General features: G+C 48.1%; 1 protein-coding gene. It reads left to right on the top strand.

Annotated elements, in window-relative coordinates:
• The coding region (locus FQ668_RS28210; RefSeq protein ID WP_178097275.1) for a MotA/TolQ/ExbB proton channel family protein at nt 1–237 on the top strand (237 nt) is incomplete at both ends.

Genomic DNA, 237 nt, shown 5'->3' with positions numbered 1-237 from the left:
GTGTTGGAAGCATTTCTAGAAGAAGAGATCGAGCATCTAGAGGATGAATACACCAAGCCTTCCGAGAAATTGCACGCTACCGCTGAGGCTATGCCGGGGCTTGGTATTTTAGCTGCGGTAATGGGGATCATTCTGACGATGCAAGGCCTTGATGGTGAGATCAGTGAGATTGGTCAGAATATCGCTGGCGCTCTGGTAGGAACATTTACTGGGGTTTTTGGTTGCTATTGTGTGCTT

Origin of the sequence: Pseudomonas sp. Kh14 (assembly GCF_900291005.1) — a bacterium.
GTDB classification, from domain to species: domain Bacteria; phylum Pseudomonadota; class Gammaproteobacteria; order Pseudomonadales; family Pseudomonadaceae; genus Aquipseudomonas; species Aquipseudomonas alloputida.
Note: the sequence above shows the minus strand (reverse complement) of the source record. Positions and strands in the feature narration are given on the sequence as shown.